The organism is Sphingomonas sp. HF-S4 (assembly GCF_032911445.1).
Taxonomy (GTDB): Bacteria; Pseudomonadota; Alphaproteobacteria; order Sphingomonadales; family Sphingomonadaceae; genus Sphingomonas; species Sphingomonas agrestis.
In genome coordinates this window covers 724,469-744,569 of the sequence record NZ_JAWJEJ010000001.1, presented here as the reverse complement: position 1 = coordinate 744,569, position 20,101 = coordinate 724,469, and the positions used below count along the sequence as shown (strand labels likewise).

Here is a 20,101-nt window from a genome sequence, read left to right as displayed (position 1 = left end):
CATGTTGCAAGACGGAGCCGCGCATCGTTGCGCGGCTCCGGTCGTCAGGTCGATCCGTCAGAAGCGACGGCGCAACGTGCCGAGGACCGTGCGGTCCTTGCCGAGGTAGCAATAGCCCTCGTTGACCGGCGCGCCACCATAGCTGCAATTGGTGTAGACGCGCTCGTTGAAGATGTTCGAGCCGTTCACCGAGAGCGACCATTTGCCGTAGCTCAGCTCGGCCATCGCGTCGGCCAGCGTCACCGGATCGACGCGGTAGAGCTGGTCGAAGCTGACCTTGTCGCTCTGGTAGCGCACGCCGGCGCCGAGCTTGAGGGCGAGGTCGCCGCCCAGATCGAACCGCTTCGACGCCCAGGCCGACGCCTGATGCTCGGGCAGGTTCTCGCGACGGTCGCCGCGCAGCCGGCCATCGGCCACCAGATACTCCGCGCGGGTGTAGCTGTACGACGCAGTCAGATCGAGATTGCCGGGCAGCTTCACATTGGCTTCCGCCTCGATGCCGCGCGAGCGAGTCGATCCGCCCTGGATGAAGTTCTGCAGCTCGTTCGGATCAGCGATCAGGACATTCTGTTCCTCGATGTCGTACGCCGCGACGGTGAACAGCATCCGCGAGGTCGGCTGGAACTTGATGCCCGCCTCATATTGGCGACCGCTCCGGGGCACATAGGCCACGCCGAAGAAGTTGGATCCGAACACCGGCAGGAACGATTCGGAATAGTTGAAGTACGGCGACACGCCCTTGACCACGTCGGCGATGATCCCGGCGCGGAAGGTCCACGCCTTGTTGCCTTCGAGCTGCACGTTGTTGACGTTCGACTTCACATCGTCGTGCCGCGCGCCGAACACCAGCGAGACGCGGTCCCAGGCGCGGATCTGATCCTGGAAGTAGAATCCGGTCTGCGAGTTCTTGGTGTCGGTCATCCAGCCCACGCCCGATGCGAACGGCACGCCATAGACCGGGTTGTACAGGTTGAGCCCCGGCGCCTGGCCGAATCCCTCCTCCTTGTCCTCGCGGAACTCGGTATAATCGAACCCGCCGAGGATCTGGTGCTCGAGCGGGCCGGTGCCGAAGGTCAGCACCAGATTGTTGTCGCTGTTGAGCCCGGTGTACTTGGCGCGGTTCAGATACCAGGCTCGGTTGGCGATCGTGCGGCCGGCATCGGCATAGGCGCCGCCGAAGCCGGTATAGCCGAACACTTCCTGGTAATCCGTGTCCTGCTCGAACGCGCGGTTGCGGCTGTTGAACGCGAGGTTGTCGCTGAAGCGATGCGAGACCAGCAGCGAGAACGCATAGTGGCTCGAATGCGTGTGATTATAGTCCGGCTCGCCGAGGTAGAAATCGTCGGAGATCTTGGTCGCGCCGCTGCCGTCGACGGTCTTGCTGGTCGGCAGATAGGTCTGGCTGCCCAGCTTGTCGCGCTGGTACAGGCCGATGAAAGTCACTTCGGTGTCCGGACCGGGACGCAGCGTGACCGACGGCATCACGACGATGCGATCGTTCTTCTGCCCCTTCTGCTGCAAGTCCGCATCGCGAACCATGCCGACCAGGCGCGCCGAGACGCCGTCGACCAGCGGGCCGGTGACGTCGATCTGCGCCTGCTTGTAGTCGTCGGTGCCATAGATGATCCCCATCTCGCCGCCGAACGTCTCCTGCGGACGCTTGCTGATCGAATTGAGGATGCCGCCCGCGCCGCCGCCGCCGTACAGCGTCGACGAAGGCCCGCGCAGCAGCTCGGCGCGCTCGATGGTGAAGATCTCGAGCCGGCCGCCATAGATGAAGCCTGGCATGCGGTTGAGGCCGTCGAGATACTGCTCGGCGCCGGTGCCGCGCACCGCGAGGAAGTCGCCGCGGGTATCGACGCCGTTGAGCTCGGGAGTGGCGCCCGCGCTGTAGCGGATGACGTCCTGGAGGTTGACCGCCGCACGATCGGTGAAGTCCTCGGCGGTGATCACGCTCACCGACTGGGGGATCTCGGTGACCGGGGTGTCGGTCTTCGTGCCCGAAAGCGCGCGCTCGCCGGTGACGATGATGTCCTCATCGGGCTCGCCGGCCTCCTGCGCCATCGCCGTGCCCGACCATGCGACCAGCGCGCAGGCCGTCAGCAGCCCCCGCCTGAGCTGCCGCGTCCTCGAAATTCCCGAAACCAGTCGCTGTGCCATGTGCAAACCCCCGCTCTGTCCAAAAGACGCTCTCCAGCCTCGGGCTATTTGCCTCTAGGTGGCTTGGCGCCGGAAAATGGTTCCAAAATCCTGCACCCCATTGAACATGGCAGGAGCGGAAAGCGTCACGCGCTTTTCAGGGTAAGGCCTGGGCAAAAGTGGGTAAGGCGCCGGCGCGCCGCCGGGCAAGCGGCGCCGATCAGGCTGCCGGCGCCGGGTCCGCCGCGGCGATCAGGCCGCGTTCGTGCGAGACGCGCACCGCATCGCGCCGTTTCGTGACACCAATCTTACGAAACACCGATTTGAGGCGATATTTCACCGTATCGGGCGACATGCCGATCAGCCGGGCGATTTCCTTGTTCGAATACCCCTGGCTCAGATGGAGCAGGATCGCCGCTTCCGCATCGCTCAAGCTGTCCGGCGCGGCCGGCACCGCGGCGGGGCGGCGGCTGGCCAGCGCCCGTGCGAGGTTCTTGAGGAACTGCGCGCGGAAGCGATCGACGCGCGGCGCCGCGGCCAGCGCCTCCTCCAGTCCCTGCCGGACGAAGCGCTGCGCATCGACGAACGGCCGGACGATGTCCTGGAACATCGCCGTGCCCACCGCCTCGTCGAAATAGGCCTGTGCCTTGGCCAAGTCGCCAGCCGCGCGGCTGCCAAAGCCCTGGAGCAAATTGAGTTCGATCAGCAGCCGCCCTGCCCCGTGCTCGCGCGCCCATCGCTCGGTCGCCGCGAGCTCGGCAAGCGCCTCGCCGTGCCGCCCGTCGATCAGCGCAAGCCGGACCCGGCACAAGGTCGCGGCGACCGCGACCGGGCGGTAGAGTGGCGATTCCTCCGACATCGCGTCCGCCAGCGCGTCGAGCCCGATCCGCGCGGCAAGTGCCTGCGCAGCCTCGAGGTCGCTATCGTAGGCCAGCAGCAATTCGAGCTCGCAGAGGTCGGCGAGCAATTCGAGCTGGCGCAATCGACGCTTGCGCGCGACGTCGCCCGCACGCGCCAGCAATCCCCGCGCCTCCTCGAGCGCGCCTGCCCCCGCCGCAGAACGTGCCGCCGTGAAATAGGCGGCGGCATAGACGTCCACCCAGCCGTCGAACTGCTCCATGTGCGGCAGCGCCCATTCGAGCAGCGCCCCCGCCTCGCCCGCGCGATCCTGATCGTAGAGCAGCTCCGCCTCGAACGCCGCGCAATTGGCGGCGAGGTCCGAGCGATCGCCGAAATTGCGCTCGATCTCGCCGCGCGCCGCGGCGAGCACCGTCACCGCTTCCTTCAACCGGCCTTGGGCATAGCGGATGCGCGCCTCGTGGAAGCGCGTGAACATGTCGCTATAGGGCGAACCGAGCGCCTGGTAATGCTCCCGCGCCTTGAGCGTCGGCTCCATCGCGCGTTCGAGCCAGCCGCCCTCATAATATTTGGCACCAAGCGATTCGCTGACATTGGCGAGCGCGAGATGGTCGTCCGCCGGCAGCGTGCGCAGCAGCCCCTCGCGCCCGAGCAGATCTTCGAACGTCATCGGCACGTTCTCATACTCGACGAGCACGTCGCCGACGACGCGGATCTCGGTGAGCAGGTCGGGCGGCGTCTCCACCGCCTCCGCACGCTCGACCAGTTGGTCATATTCGGCGCGCGCCGCCTCCATCCGCCCGAACTTGACGTCGAGATAGAGCCGCGCAAGCACCAGCAACGGCCGCGCATCGACGGTGGCCGCAGGCAGCTTGGCCAGCGCACGCTCAATCAACCCCTGCTCGCCCTGCGGGATCAGCCGCCAGCCGCCTGCATTCTCGACGATTCCGGCAAGCATCGCATCGTCATCGGCCTGGATCGCGTGGCTGACCGCCTCGCCCGCCTCGCCGCGCCCGGCGAACCATTCCGCCAGCCGCCGGTGGAGCATGCGCGCCTCACCAGCGTCGCGCCGCGCCAGCCGCTCGCGCAGATAGCCCGCAAAGAGCTGATGATAGCGATACGCCTCGCGCTCGGGCGAGAGCGGCGTGAGCAGCACGCCCTGATGCTCGAGCCTCTCCAGGATCAGCCAGCCATCTTGCCTGTCGCACAGCAGGTTCACTGCCTCGCCGGTCACCCGATCGAGCAAGGCGGTGCGGATCACAATCTCCTGCGTGTCCTCGGGCAGCGACATCAGCACCTGTTCGGACAGATAGCGCGCAAGCTCGGTGCTCGACCCGCTGAACCCATCGACGAAGCGGCGGCGATCCATCCCGCGCTTCAGCGACAGGAAGGTCAATTGCAGCGCGATCGGCCAGCCTTCGCTGCGCTCGATCAGGCTGCGGACATCGTCGCCGCCAAGCGGCGCGCCGTCAGGCCGGGCGAGCATCGCCTCGGCCTCGGTCATCGAGAACTTCAAATCCTCGGCGGTGAATTCGAGCAATTGCTCCTCGGCGGCGAGCACCGACTGGCCGAGCCAGGGATAGTCGCGCGAGGCGATGATGAAGTGGCAGTTGCGCGGCGCATGGCGGATCAGCGACTGGAGGAAATCGGTCACCCCGGCGCTTTCGGCGGAGTGCAGATCGTCGAGGATCAGCACCACCGGGCGCTTCTCGCGCGCGATGCGGTTGATGATGACCGACAAGGCGGCACGGGAGGGCACCCCTGCAGCGATCCGGTCGCCCTCGTCCATCGCCTCCCCGGGCTCTACGCCGCTCAGCGCCAGCGCGATATATTGGGCAAGCCGGTCAGGATCCGAATCGTCGCGCTCGAGCGACAGCCACGCAACCAGCAGCGCGTCCTCGTCGAACCGTGCGCGCCACTGCGCGAGCAGGCTGGTCTTGCCGTACCCGGCCGGCGCATGGATCAGCGTGAGGCGGCGGGCGAGCGCCTCGTCGAGCCGCGCGAGCAACGCGTCGCGGCGAATCTGGTCGCCCATCCAGATTGGTGGCGCAATCTTGGTCGGGATCAGTTCGTCCAAACGAAATTGCCCTTCACTCGAACCTGCTTTCCGGTCCCGTTACCCTGCCTGGTACAGGCTATACGGATCGCGTGCGGGTGTCTCAACCTTACCCGTCCCTTGGCGCAACTTACCCGTTCGGCAGGTTGCGCCGCCGGGCTTCCGGTCCTTAGCTCGTGACATTCAGGGGGCATCCTAAGGGGCTGAGTTCGTGCGGATTGGTGTCGATGTCGGGGGGACGAACACCGATGCCGTCCTGATGGACGGCGGAACGGTGGTCGCCTGGACAAAGCAGCCGACCACCGCCGATGTCGGCTCGGGCGTCGCCGCGGCGATTGGCGAAGTCCTCTCGCAGGCGGATGTCCCGGCTGGCGCAGTCGCTTCCGTGATGGTCGGCACCACGCATTTCACCAATGCGCTGGTCGAGCGCAACAAGCTCGACACTGTCGGCATCCTTCGCCTCGCCAGCCCCTCGGGCGAGGCGCTGCCGCCGATGACCGGCTGGCCTGCCGACCTCGCCGATCGCATCGGCAGCCATGTCTACCTCCTCCCGGGCGGCTACGAAGTCGACGGCCGCGAGATCGCCCCGCTCGACGAAACCAGGGTTCGCGCCGCAGTCCGGGAACTGCGCGCAGCGGGTGTAAACGCAATCGCGATCACCAGCGTCTTCGCGCCGGTCAATTCGGGCATGGAGGCCCGCGCCGCCGAGCTGGTGCACGAAGAGCACCCCGAAGCCGCAATCACGCTGTCGCATGCGATCGGCCGGATCGGCTTCATCGAGCGCGAGAATGCCGCGATCCTCAACGCCGCGCTCGGCAGCCTCGCGGCGCGCGTCGTCTCTGCGTTCGAGCGGGCCTTGGTCGAGATCGGCGTGCAGGCGCCGCTCTACATCTCGCAGAATGACGGCACGCTGATCTCGGCGCACCAGGCCGCGGCCTATCCGGTGCTCACGATCGGCTCGGGGCCGACCAACAGCATGCGTGGCGCCGCATTCCTCACCGGGGTGCGCGACGCGATCGTGCTCGACGTGGGCGGCACCACCACCGATGTCGGCGTGCTGGCCAACGGCTTTCCGCGCGAATCCTCGGTCTCGGTCGATATCGGCGGCGCGCGCACCAATTTCCGGATGCCCGACATCCTCGCGATCGGGCTAGGCGGGGGCACGCGCATCCATCTCGATCCCGCGCACTACGAAGCGGAGACCCTCGCCGACGACAGCTTCCGCGTGGGCCCGGACTCGGTCGGCTTCCGCATCGTCGAGCAGGCCCGGCTGTTCGGCGGCGGCACGCTGACCGCGAGCGACATCGCCGTCGCCGCGGGTCGCGCGCAGTTCGGCGACCCTTCCAAGCTCCCCGCCCTCTCGCAGCCGGTGATCGACGCGGTGTGGGCGCGCGGACAGGCGATGATCGAGGAAGCGATCGACCGGATGAAGACGAGCCGCGGTGACGCGGTGCTGCTTGCGGTGGGGGGAGGCAACTTCCTGATTCCCGATACGGTTCGGGGTGCGGCGCAGGTGATCCGGCCGCCCCATGCTGCAGTTGCGAACGCGGTCGGTGCGGCGATCGCGCAGGTGGGGGCGCAGATCGAGCAGGTGGTTTCCTACGACCGCGAGCCGCGCGAGGCGGCGCTCGACCGGCTGCGCGGGCAGGCGAGCGAGCAGGTCATCGCGGCGGGCGGCGTGCCCGACAGCGTTGAGATCGTCGAGCTCGAAGAGGTCTTTTTGAGCTATCTGCCGGGACGTTCGGCACAAGTTCGCGTGCGAATTGTCGCCGATCTGGCCGAAAATGCGCATGTTTTCGACGAAAAACTCACGGAATCCTATGCAACCCAATCGCATTGATCGCGAGGCTCTGATCGACCTCGCCACCGGCGCCGCGTTCCTCGGCTCGGGCGGCGGCGGCGATCCCTATTATGCGCGGCTGCTCGGCGAGGCCGAGATCGCCCGACGCGGCGCCTTCGGTCTCGTTTCGCTCGACAGCCTTGCCGACGACGCGCTCGTCGTCCCCTGCGGCTGGATCGGCGCGCCGACCGTCTCGGTGGAGAAGCTGCCCAATGGGCGCGAGGCACTCAACGGCCTGCGCAAGCTCGCCGAGATCATGGGCAAGCCGATCGACGCAGTGATGCCGATCGAGATCGGCGGCGGCAACGGCCTGGCCCCGCTGCTCGCCGCCGCCGAGCTCGGCATCCCGGTGGTCGACGCCGACGGCATGGGCCGCGCCTTTCCCGAATCGCAGATGGCGATCTTCAACATCGAAGGGCTCTCGGCCTGCCCGTCGGTGGTCACCTCGTCGTGCGGATCGCTTTCGGTGATCGAGACCGACGACAATCTCGAGCACGAACGCCAGGCCAGGAAGCTCTCGGTCGAGCTCGGCGGCACTGCGCACATGGTCGAATATCCGCTGAGCGGCGCCGACGCCAAGGCTCATGCGATCGGCGGCAGCATCACTGCGGCGATCGCGATCGGCAGAGCCGTGCGCGAGGCGCGCGCCGCGGGCGCCGATCCCTTCGCCGCGCTCTACGCCGCCTTGGTCGACACCGGGCTCTACCCGCATTCCGGCGCGCTGTTCGACGGCAAGATCGTCGATCTCGAGCGCGAGACCCGCGGCGGCTTCTCGGTCGGCCGCGTGATCATCGAGGGGTTCAACGGCCAGGGCCGGATGGAGATGGAGTTCCAGAACGAGAACCTCATCGCCACCGTAGACGGCGTCGTCCGCGCGATGGTGCCCGATCTGATCACCGTGATGGACCGCGAGACCGCCGACAGCATCACCACCGAGCGGCTGCGCTTCGGCCAGCGCGTCAAGGTGGTCGGCGCCGCCGCACCCGACAAGCTGCGCACCGAAAGAGCGCTCGCGATCGTCGGCCCCGGCGCTTTCGGGCTTGCCGACGCCTATCGGCCGATCGAAACACTCAACGACTGGGGGAATGGGTGAGCAGCAGCGAAGCGCATGACGAATACGCCCACTCCCCGGTACCGGACGGGATCACCATCCCCGGCTGGCGCGTCGGACTGATCGTCGCGAGCTTCTCGATCGGGCTGCCCGATTTCCTCAACGGCGCGCACAACGCGCTCGCGCTGGGCTTCACCAAGGCAGTGCTCGCCGCGCTCTGCGCCGGCCTCCTGCTTTGCGCCGCCGGATCGCTCACCGCGGTGACCAGCGTCCGCACCCGGCTTTCGACCTATCTGCTGGTCCGCCGCTCGTTCGGCACCGGCGGCGCGGCGGGGATCAATACGGTGATCGCACTGATCCATTTCTGCTGGTTCGGGGTCAATGCATCTTTCTTCGGCGAAGCGCTGGTCGAAGCGGCCGCGGCCAACGGCCTTGCCGGCAACTTCACGGCGTTCGTCATCCTGGGCGCGGTGCTGATGACGGGCTCCACGATCATCGGTTTCCGCGCGCTCGACCGGCTGGCGCTGGTCGCCGTGCCGGTGCTCGGCGCGATCCTGATCGCAGTGGTGGTTGCGGCAATCAACGCACGCGGCTTCGTCACTGCGCCGCCCGCCACTGCCGCCGAGCCGATGCATTTCGGCATCGCGCTCTCGGCGTTGCTCGGCGCCTATATGCTCGCGGTGGCAACAATGCCTGACCTCTCGCGCTTCACCAGCACGCCGCGCGGCGCGGTGGCAAGCATGGCGCTCTCCTTCCCAGTGGCGATCCCGCTGATGATGGCGGCCGCGGCGATCCCGGCGCTGGCGATGCAGGAAACCAGCATCATGAAGCTGATCGTCCAGTTCGGCTTCGGCACGCCGGTGCTGTTCCTGCTGGTGCTGCCGACCTGGACGGTCAACGCGCTCAACCTCTATTCGTCGAGCCTGTCGCTCAGCTCCACCTTCCCGCGCGTGCGCCAATGGGTGTTCACCGTGGTCGGCGGGGTACTCGGCACGATCTTCGCGCTGATGGGCATCCTCGACGCGTTCATTCCATTCGTGCTGTTCCTTGGGCTCATCATCCCGCCGATCGCCGCGATTTATGTGATCGACAGCTGGACGCGCTTTCGCCGCGCAGATCCCGCGGAATCGCTGCTGGCGCTGCCGAGCTTCCGCTGGGAGGCCCTGGGAACCTGGGCGGCGTCGATCGGCGTGGGCGCGCTGGGCGCGTACAAGGATTTGACATTGACGAGCGTGCCGGCGCTCGACGCGACCTTGTTCGCCGCTGCGGTCTATGCCGGGCTGCGCGCCTTCCCGATCAGGGCCAGGTAAAGGCGAAGCGCAGCGTCGAGGTCACCGCACGGCTCGGCACGGTGATGTGGACTTCGTCGTCATAGGCTTCGTGGCGCGTGCGGAGACCATAAGCCGAGAGCGGGTCCATCCGCCGGACGAACGCCTCGGCATCCCAGCGCTCGAGGATGGTCTCCTCACGCTCGCCCCAGACGACCATCAGCCGGCCGACCCTGTCGATCTTGCCCGACTGGAGCCGCGCCGCAAACTCGCGCTCCTCCTTCTGCATCAGCCGATCATGCCAGAACAGCGACGGGCTGGCGGCAATAACGGTGTGGAACGCGTCGGGCCGCGTGAACAGGCTGTGGATCGCGAACAGGCCGCCCAGCGAATGGCCGAACAGCGACTGGCGGCCGCGATGGATCGTGTAGCGGCGATCGAGTTCGGACCGCAGCGGGCCGGTGAGGAAATTGAGGAACTTGTCCCAGCCGCCGGTGGGCGCCTTGCCGAGATCGACATCCCAGGGCGGCGGAGTCGGGCCGCCGGTAAGATCGTAGAGGCGGCGGATGTCATAGGCCTTGTCGGTCTTGTAGCCCACGCCGACCACGATCGTCTTGCCGGGGTCGGCTTTCATGTAATCGTGCATCCGCCGCGTTTCGGCGAAGCCGGCGAACATCGCATTGCCGTCGAGGACATACAGGACCGGCCAGCCGCCTGCGGGCGCCGGCCCCGCGGGCTTGGAGACGAAGATCTGATAGGGATACCCGTCCGCGCCCTTGAGTTCCCAGGTCTCGGTATCGGGCAGGACGTAGCCGGACGCGGCGGGCGGGTTCTGGGCGAACGCGGGCGAGGCGCCCAGCAAGACGAGCGCAAGCGCGCTGATGGCGAGCAATCTGGACATGATGTCCTCCCCCTATTGGTCCGGGGCGGATTGAAACGCTTGGCAAGGCAGGCCGCTAGAGGAGCAATTGGGTAAGGCAAAGCGAAATTGGGTAGTCCACAGCCGATAGACACTCCAATTTTCCATTCGTTAATACTGAGACTTCGCCCAAACTCGCATTTAGTCACGGCATCACGAGGCGTAGAATGAAGACCAAGCTTGCGATGACAGGTCGCATCGCAGATTCGGCCCATGGTGGAAACCTTGGGATACTTCGGGGACGATCAGCGTGCAGGATATAACGGGACTGCATGAACTCACCCCTTTCCTAGCACGCCGCCTTAGCGATTATGATCTGCACTTAATGCCGCAAATACGAACCAACGATACCGTCTTGCACACCATCATAGCAGCGGAGCTTCGACGCCGAGAGAACGGTACCGCTCGCTGGGCACTCACGATATCAATTCTCTCGCTTATTGTTGCGACCGCAGCCGTAGCACTAAATCGGGGCTAAGCATGTGGCGCCTACTCGCTCCACTCCGCGGTTCAGTGCTCTGGTCCGGAACTCCGCAGCTCAACTCGCGATCACACCCGCCGCGATAAGCGCATCGATTGCCGCGTTGTCATAGCCGCAGTCAGCAAGCACCGCTCGATTGTCCGCGCCGAGCGCGTGCGGCGGCAGGTCGCCGGTCGTCGCGATGCCAGGAAATTGCACCGGCTGGGGCAGCGCGCGGCGCACGCCTTCCGGGAAACCATCGGGCACATCGAAGAAACCTATCTCGGCCAGATGCGGGTCGGTCAGCAGGTCGGCGGGCATCGCGATGCGCGAACACGGGACGTCGATTGCTTCCAGTGCAGCGATCCACGCATCGGTGGTGCGTGCGGTCAGGCTCTGGGCGAGGATCGCGTAAAGCTCACCGACATGCGCCTGGCGGGTTTGCGGCGCAGCGAACCAGGGTTGCATCACTACGTCGCTGCGCCCGATTTCTTCGACGAAACGCCGCCACTGCGCCTCGGTATAGGGCAGCACCGCGATCCAGCCATCGGCGGTGCGGAACGGGCGGCGATCGGGCGAAAGCAGCCGGGGATAGCCCGGCGCGCCCTCTTCGGCGAAGGTTGCGGCGGACAGGTGCTCGTTCATCAGGAAGGCGACCATCGCCTCGAACATGGGGACTTCGACGCGGAACGGTCCCTCCCCGCCCCGCTCGCGCGACACGAGGGCCGCCAGGATCCCGTAGACCGCATGGAGCGCCGCGACCTTGTCGGCGACGATCGTCGGGACGAACTGCGGCGTCCCGGCCTGGAGCGCGCCGAGCCCGGCGAGCCCGCTCGCGGCCTGGATGATGTCGTCGAATGCCGGGCGGTCACGATAGCGCCCGCCGCGGCCGAACCCGGTCGCCGAGCAATGGATGATCCGCGGATTGATCGCCGCCACCGCATCCGGCCCGAGGCCTAGCCGCTCGGCTGCGTCGAGCCGCATATTGTGGAACAGGACGTCAGCCGTGCCGAGCAGCTTCGCCAGCGCCGCCTGCCCTTCGGGACGCTTGAGGTCGATCGCGAGCATCCGCTTGTTGCGGTTGTTGTTGACGAACAGCGCGCCGCCGCCAGCCCCCTGGGGATGCGCATGGCGGGCGATGTCCCCCTCCAGTGGCTCGACCTTGATTACCTCGGCGCCGAGATCGGCGAGGATCTGCCCGGCATAGGGCCCGAGCACCACCGCGCCCACTTCCACGACACGGATACCCTTCAACAGCGGCAGCACGGCGACCCTCCCGATTTTCGTTGACACTGATTTCCATATGAGGACAGTTATGTCCACAAATAGAAATCGGAGAGTGTGCGTGGAGTATCGTTTCGACCGGCTGTTCATCGGCGGCGAATGGGTTGCGCCGATCGACGGCGGCGTCCGCCCGAGCATCGACCCCGCGACGGGCAAGCCCTGGGGCGACGTGGCCTATGGCGGGCCCAGGGACATCGACCGCGCGGTGGCCGCGGCGCGCGAGGCGTTCGAGGGACGCTGGGGCCGGATGGCGCCGTGGGAACGCGCCGCGCTGATCCGGAAGTTCGCCGATCTCTACGCGACGCAGGTCGATGCGCTCGCGCGGATCGAGACGCAGGACAATGGCCGGGCCATCCGCGAATCGCGCGGCGATATCGGCATGCACGCGCAATATTATCACTGGTTCGCCTCGCTCGCCGACAAGCAAGGCGGGCACACGATCCCGATGGACGACAGCGTCCATGCCTTCACCACGCGCTCGGCGGTGGGCGTGGTGGGGACGATCACCCCGTGGAACGTGCCGCTGATGGCGGCGGCGTGGAAGCTCGGCCCTGCGCTGGCGGCAGGGTGCACCGTGGTGCTCAAGCCCGCCGAGCAGACTCCGGCCTCGTCGCTGGCGTTGGGCCGGCTGTTCGAGGAAGCCGGGTTCCCGCCGGGCGTGATCAACATCGTGCCGGGTGACGGAGTCACGGCGGGGGCGCACTTGGTGGCGCATCCAGGGGTGAATAAAGTGGCCTTCACCGGCGAGGGCGAGACTGCCAAGACGATCCTCAAGACCGGTGCCGACACGCTCAAGAAGTTCAGCTTCGAGCTTGGCGGCAAGGCGCCGCACATCCTTTTCGCCGATGCCGATATCGAGAACGCGCTCAACGCCGCGACCGGATCGGCCTGGGCGCTGTGCGGGCAGAGCTGCGCGCTGGGCTCGCGCATCCTGGTCGAACGGCCGATCTACGACCAGGTGGTCGAGGGCTTCCGCCGCAATGCCGGGCGCGTCCGGGTGGGCAATCCGATGGATCCGGCGACGCATATGGGGCCGCAGGCGCACCAGCAGCAGCTCGACAAGACGCTGTCCTATATCGCGATCGGCCGCGACGAAGGCGCCGAGCTGGTCACCGGCGGGACGCAGCTGGCGGGCGACGGCTATTTCGTCGAGCCCACCGTGTTCGCGGGCGTCGGCGCGGACATGCGGATCGCGCAGGAAGAGATTTTCGGGCCGGTCGCGGCGATCATTCCGTTCGACGGCGAGGACGAGGCAGTCGCGATCGCCAACGGCACGCCCTATGGCCTCGCCGCCGGCCTGTGGACCGGCGATGTCGGCCGCGCGCACCGCGTCGCGGCGCGGATCGAGGCCGGCATGGTCTGGGTCAACACCTATCGCTACATCCGCTGGTCCACCCCCTATGGCGGGGTGAAGTCGAGCGGCTGGGGCCGCGAGAACGGCGTGGATGCGCTCGACGACTATCTCGAGACCAAGACCACGATCGTCTCGACCACCGGCAAATTCGCCGATCCCTTCGCGAACTGAGGACCAGAATCATGCGCCTGCAGGGCAAGCTCGCCATCGTCACCGCCGCCGCTTCGGGGATGGGACGCGCCGGCGTCGAACGCTTCGTGCGCGAAGGCGCGCAGGTGGCGGCGATCGACATCGATCCGGCAGCGTTGAAGGCGTTGGCCGCGGAATTCGAAGGCGTCCACACGATCGCCGCCGATCTCGCGACCGAGCAGGGCGCGCTGGACAGCATCGACCAGGGCGTGGCGGCGCTGGGCGGCGCAGACATCCTGTGGGCGCATGCCGGGATGCCGGGTCCCGCGTCGGTCGAGGATCTCGACATGACGGCCTATCGCAAGGCGATCGACCTCAACATCACGTCCGCGGCCTTGGGTGCTGGCCGGGTCGCGCCGCACATGCGCAAGCGCGGCGGCGGATCGATCATCTTCACGTCGTCGATCTCGGGGCTGGTCGGATCGATGATGAGCCCGATCTATTCGGCGGCAAAGTTCGGCGTGGTCGGCCTGGGCAAGTCGCTGGCGCTGGCGCTGGCGGCGGACGGCATCCGCGTCAACGTGGTGTGTCCGGGCCTCGCCGACACGCCGATGAAGCTCGGCTTCACCGGCCGCAGCGGCGACCCCGCCGAGGCCGCAGCGAACGAGGCCAAGGTGGTCGGCGCGGTGCCGATGGGGCGGCTGGTCAAGCCAGGCGAAGTCGCCGACGCGGCATTGTGGCTGGCCTCGGACGAAGCGAGCTTCGTCACCGGCGTGGCGCTGCCGGTCGATGGCGGCTTCACCGCGCGCTGAGCATGGCCTAGATGGGCGATGACCAACCCGATCGTTCGGCAGGCGGCGAATGCGCTGCAGATCCTCGAATATTTCGCCGAGCGGCAACGCCCCGCGACTGCGGCGGAGATCGCGGACGATCTCGGCTGGCCGCGATCGAGCGCGTTCAAGCTGGTCGGCACGCTGGCGAGCCTGGGCTATCTCTACGAGCCCCATGCGAGAGGGGGACACTATCCGAGCCCGCGCTGGCTCGAGCTGGCCGAGAAGGTCGCGCATGGCGATCCGCTCCCGGCCGAGCTGCAACGCCTGCTCCGCGACGTGGCGGCGGAGACCGGCGAGACCGTGGCGATCTCGGCGCCCGCGGGCATCCATGCGATGTTCGTCGCGGTGCGGGAATCGCGCCAGCCGGTGCGCTATTTCGCGCAGGTCGGCGACCGGGTGCCGATCCACGCGAGCTCGGCCGGACGCGCGTTGCTCGCGCAGATGCCCGCCGAGGAGCGGCAGAACCTCTACCGGAAGATCGACTTCACCGCCTATTCGGCGACCACGCCGATGGACCCCGAGCGGATCGAGGCCGATCTCGCCGAGGCGGCCGCGCGCGGCTTCCACCAGAGCAATTCGGAATACACCCCCGATCTCGCCGGCGTGGCGCTGCCCCTGCACCTGCCCGCCCGGCGGCTGTCGATCGTCGTGGTCGGCCCGGTCTCGCGCTGCCTCGAGCAGCGCCCTGCCCTCGCCGCGATCGTCGCGCGGCATGTGAGCGCGCGCAAACCCTGATACCCAAAATGCCCGGCCCATGCAGGCACGGGCGCCCCCTCCGGAGAGGAATGACATGACCGAGCAAACCGACGTGCGCGCGGCGCTCGCCGCGCAGCCGATGCATTGGGCGCAGATCGCCGTGGTCGCGATGTGCATCGCGCTCAACGCGCTCGACGGGTTCGATGTGCTGGCGATCAGCTTCGCCGCCCCCGGCATCGCCGCCGAATGGAAGATCGACAAGGCGATGCTCGGCGTCGTGCTGTCGATGGAATTGTTCGGGATGGCCGCGGGATCGGTGCTGATCGGCAACGTCGCCGATCGAATCGGGCGGCGCCCGACGATCCTCGCCTGCCTGTGCGTGATGGCAGTCGGCATGCTAGCCGCGTCGCAGGCGACCGGGGTGGCGATGCTGTCGGGCGTGCGGCTGCTCACCGGCCTCGGGATCGGCGGGATGCTCTCGGCGACCAGCGCGATGGTCGCCGAATTCTCGAACGATCGCCGCCGCGGGCTCAACGTCGTGCTCAACATTGCCGGCTATTCGACCGGCGCGATCCTGGGCGGGCTGGTCGCCTCGGAACTGCTCGCGGGCAGCGGCGACTGGCGCTCGGTATTCCTGTTCGGCGGCGCGATGACCGTGGTCGCGCTGCCGCTCGCCTGGTTCCTGCTGCCCGAATCGATCGACTCGCTGATCGCCCGCCGGCCGGCAAACGCGCTGGCAGGGGTGAACCGCACGCTCGCCCGGTTGGGCCGCGCGCCGATCGCCGACCTCCCCGCGCCGCCGCCGGTCCAGGCCAAGCCCTCGATCCTCGCGCTGTTCTCGGGCGACTATCGCACCCCGACGATCCTGCTGACGCTCGCCTATTTCGCGCAGATCACCTTGTTCTACTACATCCAGAAATGGGTGCCCAAGATCGTCGTCGACATGGGGTTCGACGCGGCGCAGGCGGGGCATGTGCTGGTCGCCGCCAATGTCGGCAATCTGCTCGGCGCGCTGGCGATCGGCCTCGCCAGCCAGCGCGTGCCGATCCGGCCGCTGGTCGGCGGGGCGATGCTGGTGGGGTTCGCCGCGATCGGGGTGTTTGGGCTGGGGATGCGCGACCTGACCGCGATGTCGCTGGCGGTCGCGTGCGCGGGGTTCTTCGTCAACGCCGGCGTGGTGGGCATGTACCCGCTGCTGGCCCAGACCTATCCCGCAGCCCTGCGCGCGAGCGGGACCGGCTTCGTCATCGGCATCGGCCGCGGCGGATCGGCGGCGGGACCGCTGGTCGCCGGGGCGCTGTTCGCGAGCGGCAGCGGGCTGCTTACCGTGTCGCTGGTGATGGGGATCGGCGGGCTGATCGCCGCGGCGATGATCGTGCTGTTGCCGCGGGCCGCGAAGTAGCGCCCACGCGCCCAGAACCTCCCCTCCCTGCAAGGGAGGGGCTGGGGGTGGGTGCGCGCGTCTGCGCGCCAAAAGATTCATCGCCAAGTACCAAAGCGCCGGTCAGGGCATCGAGCCCTGTCCGACGCTAAACCCACCCTTGCCCCTCCCTTCCAGGGAGGGGAATTAGGTAAGGTTAGCCTAGCATCATCAGGCTGGCATTGCCGCCGGCCGCAGTGGTATTGATCGAGATCGATACCTCCTCGATCAGCAAGGCGAGGCTGTAGGCATCGGGCCGCGCCAGTGCCTCGCTCGAAGCCGACTGGACCGACACCACCGCGCCCGGCCGCGCGGCTAGCTTCGCGAGCAGCGTCTTGACCTGCTCGCCTTCGCCTTCGGCCAATGCGCCGGAGAGATGGCCGGCATCTTTTCCAATCCGCGCACGCACGCTGGCCGGCGCATCGGCGAGTGCCGAGGCGTCGCCTTCGATCAGCACGTCGTTGCCGGTCGCCAGCGCCGCGGCGAGTTGGTGGAACAGCCCGGCGTTGGTCACCGACGCGAGCAGGATCGTGCCGCGCGGATGCAGCGCATAGAGGTTGCGCTCGCCCACCGGCCCGGGAAGCTCGACTTCGCGGCCAAGCGGCGAAGCGGCATCGAGCTGGAGCGCGAGCATCGCCGCCGCCTTGTCGCCCTTCCCCTCGAGCCAGGCGGCGAAGTCGGCGAGCGCCGAATCCACCTCGGCATCGCCCTGCATGGTCGGGGCGGCGTCGCGCACCAGCCTCGGCAGATACAGCGGCCCGCCTGCCTTGGGCCCGGTCCCCGAAAGCCCGCGCCCGCCGAACGGCTGGACGCCGACGATCGCGCCGATGACGTTGCGGTTGATGTAGAGGTTGCCCGCCTTGATCCGGCCAGTGACCTCGGCGATCGTTTCGTCGAGCCGGGTGTGTAGCCCGAAGGTCAGCCCATAGCCGGTGGCGTTGATCGCATCGATCAGCGCATCGAGCCCGTCGCGCTTGTAGCGGATGACGTGGAGTACCGGGCCGAATACTTCGCGCTCGAGATCGGAAAGGTCGTTCATCTCGATAATCGTCGGCGGCACGAAAGTGCCGTGCGCAGTCTCGGGGAGCAGCGCCTGCTGCTCGACGCGGTGGCCGCGCGCGCGCATCGCCGCGATGTGCTTGTCGATATTGGCCTTGGCCTCGGCAGTGATCACCGGGCCGATATCGACCGCGAGCCGCTCGGTATTGCCGACACGCAGCTCCTCCAGCGCACCCTTGAGCATCGCCAGCGTGCGCTCGGCGACTTCCTCCTGGAGGCAGAGGATGCGCAGTGCCGAGCAGCGCTGGCCCGCACTGTCGAACGCCGAGGCGATCACGTCGCCCACAACCTGTTCGGCGAGCGCCGAGGAATCGACGATCATCGCATTCTGCCCGCCGGTTTCGGCGATCAGCGGGATCGGCTTGCCCTCGGCCGAGAGGCGTTCGGAAAGCTGCTTCTGGATCAGCCGCGCGACTTCGGTCGAGCCGGTGAACATCACCCCGGCGGTTTCGGCCGCGCCGACCAAGGCAGCGCCGATCGCGCCATCACCTGGGACGAGCTGGAGCGCATCGGCGGGGACACCGGCGTCATGGAGCAGGCGCACGGCCGCGGCGGCGATCAGCGGCGTTTCCTCGGCAGGCTTGGCGAGCACCGGATTGCCCGCGACCAAGGCCGCAGCGACCTGGCCCGTGAAGATCGCCAGCGGGAAGTTCCACGGGCTGATGCACACCACCGGGCCGAGCGGCTGCCGATCGCCGAGCGTCCGCGCCTGGACTGCGTAATAGCGCAGGAAGTCCACGGCCTCGCGCACCTCGGCGATCGCATTCGCGGCGGACTTGCCCGCCTCGCGGATCGTCAGGCCGATCAGCACCGGCATCCGCGCCTCCATCGCATCGGCGGCGCGCTCGAGCATCGCCGCGCGGTCCTCGACCGGCACCGAAGCCCAGCCCGAAATCGCGGCACGGGCCACCGCGGCAGTGGCAGCCGCAGGGGCCAGCTCCACCACCTTGCCGACGACATCGCGATGATCGGCCGGGTTACGCACCTGGCGCTCGGTGCCCTCGCCCGCCTCGGCACGCCACTTCACTTCCGCACTCTCCTTGAGTGCGTCGCTCAGCGCCGAGAGCGCGCTCTCGTTCGACAGGTCGATGCCCTTTGAGTTGCGGCGATCGGGATAGAGATCGGCGGGCAGCGCGATCGCGTCGTGCTTGGCGCCGGGCTGCGGCATCGCGCGCACCGCCTCGACCGGATCGACCACGAGCTCGTCGATCGACACGTCCGGATCGGCGACGCGGTTGACGAAGGACGAGTTCGCCCCGTTCTCGAGCAGCCGGCGGACCAGATAGGCGAGTAATCTCTCGTGCGTCCCCACCGGCGCATAGATGCGGCACGGCCGGCCGAGCCCGTCGGCGCCGACGACCTGGCGATAGAGTGGCTCGCCCATCCCGTGGAGGCACTGGAACTCATAGTCGCCGATTGCGAAGTCGGGCCCTGCAATTTGGTAGATCGTCGCCAGCGTCAGCGCGTTGTGCGTCGCGAATTGCGGGAAGATCGCATCCTTCGCCGCGAGCAGCTTCCGCGCGCAGGCGATGTACGCCACGTCTGTGTGGACCTTCCGCGTATAGACCGGGAAGTCGGCGAGCCCGTCGACCTGGGCGCGCTTGATCTCGGCGTCCCAATAGGCGCCCTTGACCAGCCGCACCATGATCCGCCGCCCGGCGCGCTTGGCAAGGTCGACGATCCAGTCGATCACGAACGGACAGCGCTTGCCGTAAGCCTGGACGACGAAGCCGAGCCCGTTCCACCCGGCAAGCGCCGGATCGAGCGCGAGCGATTCGAGCAGGTCAAGCGAGAGTTCGAGCCGGTCCGCCTCCTCGGCATCGATATTGAAGCCGATGTCATAGGATTTGGCGAGGACGGCCAGCGCCTGGACGCGTGGCAGCAGTTCGCCGATCACCCGGTCCGCCTGCGCACGCGAATAGCGCGGGTGCAGCGCCGAGAGCTTGATCGAGATGCCAGGGCCGTCGTAGATCCCGCGCTTGTTCGCCGCCTTGCCGATCGCGTGGATCGCCTGGGTGTAGTCGTCGAAATAGCTCGCCGCGTCCTTCGCGGTCGCCGCGGCCTCGCCGAGCATGTCGTAGCTATAGCCGAAGCCTCGCGCCTCTTCCTTGCGCGCGCGCTTGAGCGCCTCCGCGATCGTCTCGCCGGTGATGAACTGCTCGCCCATCATCCGCATCGCCAGATCGACGCCGCGGCGGATCACCGGCTCGCCGGCACGCGCGATCAGCCGGGTGAGCGCAGCGCCCAGCCCCTTGTCGTCGGCGCTGTCGACCAGCTTGCCGGTGACCACCAGCCCCCAGGTCGCGGCGTTGACGAACAGCGAACGGCTGCCGCCCAGATGGGCGCGCCAGTCGCCATCGGCAATCTTGTCGCGGATCAGCGCGTCGCGCGTCGCGTCATCGGGGATTCGCAGCAGCGCCTCAGCGAGGCACATCAGCGCCACGCCTTCCTCGCTGGAGAGGCTGTATTCCTGGACAAGCGCCTCGACGCCGCTCTTGGTGCCTTCCTTGCGCAGTGCGGCGATCAGATCACGCGCGGTCTGCTCCGCCGCGGCACGGATCGGCACGGGCAGCGTCGCGGCCTCGATCAGCGGCGTCAGGCATTCGGGCTCGGCGCGGCGATAGGCCTGAGTGATCGTCTCGCGCAGCGGCGTGCGGGAACGGATCGGGGGGGCGAAGGCAGTGAAGCTCGGGGGATTGGGCATGAATCCGCCATAGCAGATTGCCGCAAGTCGA

At 67.7% G+C, this 20,101-nt stretch carries 12 protein-coding genes; 7 read left to right on the top strand and 5 right to left on the bottom strand.

The features are described 5' to 3' along the window. Window positions 1–57 precede the first annotated feature (57 nt). Both RZN05_RS03230 and RZN05_RS03225 read right to left on the bottom strand, forming a co-directional pair. Complete coding sequence (locus RZN05_RS03230) at window positions 58–2,160, bottom strand: TonB-dependent siderophore receptor (protein WP_317225184.1); 2,103 nt, start codon at window positions 2,158–2,160, stop codon at window positions 58–60. Between the two features lie 199 nt (window positions 2,161–2,359). Continuing rightward, complete coding sequence (locus RZN05_RS03225) at window positions 2,360–5,032, bottom strand: helix-turn-helix transcriptional regulator (protein WP_317225183.1); 2,673 nt, start codon at window positions 5,030–5,032, stop codon at window positions 2,360–2,362. A 232-nt stretch (window positions 5,033–5,264) separates the two neighbouring features. Between RZN05_RS03225 and RZN05_RS03220 the strand changes: the two genes are divergently transcribed. The 3 genes from RZN05_RS03220 to RZN05_RS03210 are packed head-to-tail and all read left to right on the top strand — an operon-like array spanning window position 5,265 to window position 9,254. Further along, window positions 5,265–6,893 (top strand): hydantoinase/oxoprolinase family protein, encoded by a 1,629-nt coding sequence (locus RZN05_RS03220; protein ID WP_317225182.1) that lies wholly within the window; start codon window positions 5,265–5,267, stop codon window positions 6,891–6,893. Beyond that, entirely contained in the window at window positions 6,874–7,986 is a 1,113-nt protein-coding gene (locus RZN05_RS03215; protein ID WP_317225181.1) for a DUF917 domain-containing protein, read from the top strand. Before RZN05_RS03220 ends, RZN05_RS03215 begins: the two co-directional genes overlap by 20 nt. Then, window positions 7,983–9,254: a purine-cytosine permease family protein gene (locus tag RZN05_RS03210; protein ID WP_317225180.1), complete on the top strand. Its 1,272-nt coding sequence runs from the start codon at window positions 7,983–7,985 to the stop codon at window positions 9,252–9,254. The genes RZN05_RS03215 and RZN05_RS03210 overlap by 4 nt, the downstream gene beginning before the upstream one ends. On the opposite strand, the gene RZN05_RS03205 is transcribed toward RZN05_RS03210, so the two are convergent. Then, window positions 9,241–10,113, bottom strand: coding sequence for an alpha/beta hydrolase (locus RZN05_RS03205; protein WP_317225179.1), 873 nt, complete (start codon window positions 10,111–10,113; stop codon window positions 9,241–9,243). The two genes, RZN05_RS03210 and RZN05_RS03205, sit on opposite strands and share 14 nt — an antisense overlap. Window positions 10,114–10,669: 556 nt before the next feature. After that, window positions 10,670–11,857, bottom strand: coding sequence for a CaiB/BaiF CoA transferase family protein (locus RZN05_RS03200; RefSeq protein ID WP_317225178.1), 1,188 nt, complete (start codon window positions 11,855–11,857; stop codon window positions 10,670–10,672). Between the two features lie 79 nt (window positions 11,858–11,936). Here RZN05_RS03200 and RZN05_RS03195 point away from each other — a divergent pair, with 79 nt between their 5' ends. The 4 genes from RZN05_RS03195 to RZN05_RS03180 are packed head-to-tail and all read left to right on the top strand — an operon-like array spanning window position 11,937 to window position 16,289. Further along, window positions 11,937–13,400: an aldehyde dehydrogenase gene (locus tag RZN05_RS03195; RefSeq protein ID WP_317225177.1), complete on the top strand. Its 1,464-nt coding sequence runs from the start codon at window positions 11,937–11,939 to the stop codon at window positions 13,398–13,400. Between the two features lie 11 nt (window positions 13,401–13,411). Further along, the gene (locus RZN05_RS03190) at window positions 13,412–14,170 is read left to right on the top strand and encodes an SDR family NAD(P)-dependent oxidoreductase (protein ID WP_317225176.1); all 759 of its coding nucleotides are present in this window, start codon (window positions 13,412–13,414) and stop codon (window positions 14,168–14,170) included. Window positions 14,171–14,188: 18 nt separating this feature from the next. After that, entirely contained in the window at window positions 14,189–14,926 is a 738-nt protein-coding gene (locus RZN05_RS03185; protein WP_317225175.1) for an IclR family transcriptional regulator, read from the top strand. Between the two features lie 55 nt (window positions 14,927–14,981). After that, entirely contained in the window at window positions 14,982–16,289 is a 1,308-nt protein-coding gene (locus RZN05_RS03180) for an MFS transporter (protein WP_317225174.1), read from the top strand. A gap of 175 nt (window positions 16,290–16,464) precedes the next feature. Here the strand turns inward: RZN05_RS03180 and putA are convergent, their stop codons facing one another. Next, on the bottom strand, window positions 16,465–20,070 hold the full coding sequence (gene putA / locus RZN05_RS03175) for a trifunctional transcriptional regulator/proline dehydrogenase/L-glutamate gamma-semialdehyde dehydrogenase (protein WP_317225173.1): 3,606 nt from the start codon (window positions 20,068–20,070) through the stop codon (window positions 16,465–16,467). Between the last annotated feature and the right edge of the window lie 31 nt (window positions 20,071–20,101).

Coding starts and splice junctions, on each gene's coding strand:
- RZN05_RS03215 (WP_317225181.1), top strand. CDS start 6,874: ATGCAACCCAATCGCATTGATCGCGAGGCTCTGATCGACCTCGCCACC.
- RZN05_RS03190 (WP_317225176.1), top strand. CDS start 13,412: ATGCGCCTGCAGGGCAAGCTCGCCATCGTCACCGCCGCCGCTTCGGGG.
- RZN05_RS03185 (WP_317225175.1), top strand. CDS start 14,189: ATGACCAACCCGATCGTTCGGCAGGCGGCGAATGCGCTGCAGATCCTC.
- putA (WP_317225173.1), bottom strand. CDS start 20,070: ATGCCCAATCCCCCGAGCTTCACTGCCTTCGCCCCCCCGATCCGTTCC.
- RZN05_RS03230 (WP_317225184.1), bottom strand. CDS start 2,160: ATGGCACAGCGACTGGTTTCGGGAATTTCGAGGACGCGGCAGCTCAGG.
- RZN05_RS03225 (WP_317225183.1), bottom strand. CDS start 5,032: ATGGGCGACCAGATTCGCCGCGACGCGTTGCTCGCGCGGCTCGACGAG.
- RZN05_RS03205 (WP_317225179.1), bottom strand. CDS start 10,113: ATGTCCAGATTGCTCGCCATCAGCGCGCTTGCGCTCGTCTTGCTGGGC.
- RZN05_RS03180 (WP_317225174.1), top strand. CDS start 14,982: ATGACCGAGCAAACCGACGTGCGCGCGGCGCTCGCCGCGCAGCCGATG.